The sequence below is a fragment of the Alysiella sp. genome (assembly GCF_030525755.1).
Lineage (GTDB): Bacteria > Pseudomonadota > Gammaproteobacteria > Burkholderiales > Neisseriaceae > Simonsiella.
In genome coordinates this window covers 1-3290 of sequence record NZ_JAUNEC010000077.1, presented here as the reverse complement: position 1 = coordinate 3290, position 3290 = coordinate 1, and the positions used below count along the sequence as shown (strand labels likewise).

The window sequence follows — 3290 nt, the reverse complement described above, 5'->3', positions numbered from 1 at the left end:
ATAAAACCGTGCCAATCGTGGACGCGATTTCGCCCAATGGCGCATTTAATGATGTAACCGCCGCGCTTGCGTCTGTGGGCTTGGGGACTGTGCCGACTTGGTTGCGCCCTTATTCTGTATTGAGTAATGGCGAGCAATTCCGCGCAAATTTGGCGCGTTTGATTTGTGAAACCCCTGAATTTGCCGTTTTGGACGAGTTCAGTTCGGTGGTGGACAGACAAATCGCGCAAATCGGTGCAGGGGCATTTGCAAAAGCATGGCGGCGAACCAATGGCAAAGTGGTTTTGTTGTCGTGTCATCATGATATTTTGGATTGGGTTCAACCCGATTGGGTGTTGGATACCGATACGGCTCAATTTCAATGGGGGTGGGAAAGGCAAAGACCGCGCATTGAATTGGAAATATACGAATGCCAACAAGCCGACTGGCGATTGTTTGAACCGCATCATTATTTGAAATTGCCCCACATGATTGCGGCAACGCATTATATGGGCTTGGTAAACGGTCAGCCTGTGGCACATATTGCCTTTTCCACGCGACAAGGTTTGGTGGAAGCGCGAGCGTGTCGTTTGGTCGTTTTACCCGAATGGCAAGGGGCTGGCGTGGGCATGAAGTTTTTGAATGCGTGTTGTGAAATGTGGTGGCAGGGGCAAAATCGCTACAACAAACCCATGCGGACTTTGTTTCACACATCGCACCCAGCGTTAGCCAATGCGTTACGGCGTGATAAAAAGTGGACGCAGGTTTCAGCCGTTTTGCATGGGCGAAAAAATCACAGGTGGCACGCTGTATCAAATGGACGATGGCGCGGATACTGGGGCAATTTTGTTGCAAGATTGGTGTCATATCCGACCTGATGATACGGCTCAAACCTTGTGGCAACGTGAACTTGCGCCAATGGGTTTGCGTTTGTTCCAACAATATTTGCGTAATTGGCAAAGCATTCAGCCCAAAGCACAAGATGAAACGTTGGCAACATTTGAACCTGCTTTTGCGGTGGGAAAATTGTCGGGTTAGTTTTGTGTAATAGAAAAACAGCAAATGCGATGTTATCGTCGTTTTTGCTGTTTTTTGTTTTTGCAAAGCTGTTTCACAATGTGAAAGAATTTTAGGGACGATTTATCTTGGTTTGGTTGGCTGGGTTTTTGTGCGTGGGATCAAAATACCAAAAAACACCCTTTAGCCTCGTATTCCCTTTAAAAATCAATGATTTTAAATCACTTTAATTTCATTTAGACCAAATACAACTACCCCAAAGAAATCTCTCTTTGGGGTAATGCCTATTTTCATGATATGGGCATTATGCTTTTGACTTATTTTTACCCAATCCTTTTTTACCAGACCAAGTTTTACCCTTAACAACATCTTTACGCTTACCATTCCATGTGTTTTTTTTGCGTCTATCGGCATGTTGCTTATTGCGTTTGCGCGTAGATTCCAAACCTGCAATGGTGCATTCGGGCAAATTTCGGCCAATGTATTTTTGAATTTTATGTACTTTTACATATTCATTAACCTCGGCAAAAGTAATGGCCAAGCCATGTCGGCCAGCACGCCCTGTGCGCCCAATGCGATGTACATAATCTTCAGCCTGTTTGGGTAAATCATAATTGATGACATGCGTGATGCTCGGCACATCAATACCACGCGCGGCCACATCGGTCGCAACCAAAATTTTAATGCGGCCTTTACGCAAATCCATTAATGTTCGATTTCGCCAACCTTGTGGCATATCACCATGCAGACAATTGGCAGCAAAGCCTTTTTCATACAATTCATCGGCCAACTGCTCACTCATGACCTTTGTTGATGTAAAGATAACGCACTGGTCAATATTAGCATCGCGCAAAATGTGGTCCAGTAAGCGGTTTTTGTGATTTTTATCATCACAATAGAGCAGCTGCTCATCAATTTTACCTTGTTCATCAACACGTTCAATTTCCAAAACTTCAGGTTGGCGCGTCAATTTGCGTGCCAACTTACCAACCTCGCCATCCCATGTTGCCGAAAATAAAAGTGTTTGTCTCTCTTTGGGGGTTGCAGCGACAATTGTCTCGATATCATCGATGAAACCCATATCCAGCATTCTATCGGCTTCGTCCAATACCAAAACCTCCAATCTTTCAAAATCAATGCGACCGCTTCTCATGTGGTCCATCAGCCGACCAGGTGTGGCGACAATCACATCAACAGGTCGAGACAATGCTTTAATTTGAAAACCAAATGATGTACCACCCACCAACGTAACTGTCCGCAACCATTTCAAATTTTGTGCATAAGTCTGGGCATTTTTTTCCACTTGCGCGGCCAATTCACGCGTAGGTGTAAGAATAAGAATGCGCGGCCCTTTGCCTGATTTTTGACTGCGCTGAATGATGCGTTGCAATGATGGTAATAAAAAAGCAGCAGTTTTTCCCGAGCCCGTTTGTGCGGAAGCCATAATATCGCGACCCTGTAAAGCAAAGGGTATGGCTTGCATCTGAATGGGCGTAGGTTCAACATAACCTGCCGAACGCAAAGCAGAAAGAATATTTTTATCGTGTAATAAATCGCTGAATTGAATGCTCATTTTGACTTACTCAAAAGACACAACAAGACTTTCCGCTCATTCATCAAGCGGCATCGAAGCAGAAAAACCACGCCTCAAATAGGCATGACAAAGCTTGTCGCTGGTTTGCACCAGAGTTACATCGCGACAACCTTCAATTGAAAACGTTTTAACTTTAATATATAGACGTTAGACAAAGCGCGTGGACTTAATTAAAGAAAGCAATGCGGACTGACCGCACAGGTCGAAGACGATGGCTTCTGAAAACTATTTAAAGCCAATGATTTTATCGTTAAAACCACAATACCGTCAATCATCTGGCCAGTTCCTGTCCTTCAGGTAACCTCAAGGCCATGAACCATTTGATTTATGGTAAATTCAATTTAAACCAGTACTGCATGGCCAACTCCCTTATGTAATGTACTGTTTTTTGTACACAGCGGTTGCAATCGCCTTATCCTGATTTACATTGAATCCACTGTATTTTGGATTGATGGTGGATTAAATTAAACCGCTGACAATTGATTGCGCCAAGCCATGAATTTCACCCCCAAAAGTGCAATGACAAAACACACCGCCTGAAACAACACAATGGTCGCACCCGTTGCCGAATCCCAATGGTAACTGCAAATTACACCCAAAACGCTGGTTAAACAAGAACTTACAATTGCCACCAACAGCATTTTATCAAAACGTTTGCACAACACAAAGCCCGTAATCCCTGGTGAAATCAACATTGCCA

At 44.1% G+C, this 3290-nt stretch carries 4 protein-coding genes; 2 read left to right on the top strand and 2 right to left on the bottom strand.

From position 1 onward, the window contains the following. Positions 1-857 (top strand): ABC transporter ATP-binding protein (locus tag Q4B82_RS09405; RefSeq protein WP_303066202.1); only part of this gene is annotated, 857 nt, incomplete at its 5' end. Further along, positions 760-1017 (top strand): formyltransferase family protein, encoded by a 258-nt coding sequence (locus tag Q4B82_RS09400; protein WP_303066201.1) that lies wholly within the window; start codon positions 760-762, stop codon positions 1015-1017. The genes Q4B82_RS09405 and Q4B82_RS09400, both read left to right, overlap by 98 nt. Before the next feature lie 283 nt (positions 1018-1300). On the opposite strand, the gene Q4B82_RS09395 is transcribed toward Q4B82_RS09400, so the two are convergent. Both Q4B82_RS09395 and Q4B82_RS09390 read right to left on the bottom strand, forming a co-directional pair. Then, positions 1301-2569, bottom strand: a complete 1269-nt coding sequence (locus Q4B82_RS09395) for a DEAD/DEAH box helicase (RefSeq protein ID WP_303066200.1) — start codon at positions 2567-2569, stop codon at positions 1301-1303. A gap of 485 nt (positions 2570-3054) precedes the next feature. Beyond that, positions 3055-3290, bottom strand: a 236-nt coding sequence (locus Q4B82_RS09390; RefSeq protein WP_303066199.1) for a metal ABC transporter permease, incomplete at its 5' end; no start/stop codon positions are given.

What these genes read in the sequence shown, in the direction of transcription:
- Q4B82_RS09400 (WP_303066201.1), top strand. Translation starts at nt 760, where the DNA reads ATGGGCGAAAAAATCACAGGTGGCACGCTGTATCAAATGGACGATGGC.
- Q4B82_RS09395 (WP_303066200.1), bottom strand. Translation starts at nt 2,569, where the DNA reads ATGAGCATTCAATTCAGCGATTTATTACACGATAAAAATATTCTTTCT.